The sequence below is a fragment of the Amnibacterium soli genome, assembly GCF_039544415.1.
Taxonomy (GTDB): Bacteria; Actinomycetota; Actinomycetes; order Actinomycetales; family Microbacteriaceae; genus Amnibacterium; species Amnibacterium soli.
The window spans coordinates 1-584 of sequence record NZ_BAABLP010000014.1; the positions used below are offsets into that span (position 1 = coordinate 1).

General features: G+C 50.5%; 1 rRNA gene. It reads left to right on the forward strand.

Going from position 1 to position 584, the window contains the following annotated elements:
* Nucleotides 1–230: 230 nt before the first annotated feature.
* Nucleotides 231–584, forward strand: a 23S ribosomal RNA gene (locus tag ABEA53_RS16895); the annotation flags it as partial.

The window sequence follows — 584 nt, forward strand, 5'->3', positions numbered from 1 at the left end:
TTCAGTCATGACACATGATTCTTCGGAGTCATCGGTTGTTGCTCTTTAACAAAGTGGAAGGCAAATTAAACACACAATGTGCAGCGCATTGTCGAAAGACTCTGTGTTGTACGGGTTGTGATTGCATCGAGTGAATCTGTTTGCGAACCAGCGACAGAGACACTCACAAACAGCGTTGTGCTGAGTTCGCCTGTAACGTGCCTGGATAAGACCAGGACTCAACGTTATAGGATCAAGCGACTAAGTGCACGTGGTGGATGCCTTGGCGATCACAGGCGATGAAAGACGTGCAAGCCTGCGAAAAGCTCCGGGGAGCTGGCAATGAAGCTTTGATCCGGAGATCTCTGAATGGGGAAACCCACCCGCAAGGGTAACCCTGACTGAATACATAGGTCAGTGGTGGCGAACCGGGAGAACTGAAACATCTAAGTACCCCGAGGAAAAGAAATCAACCGAGATTCCCCTAGTAGTGGCGAGCGAATGGGGAAGAGCCTGTATGTGATAACGCGATTGTTAATGGAACGCTCTGGAAAGTGCGGCCGTAGCGGGTGATAGCCCCGTACATGAAAACAGTTGCGCGGTAC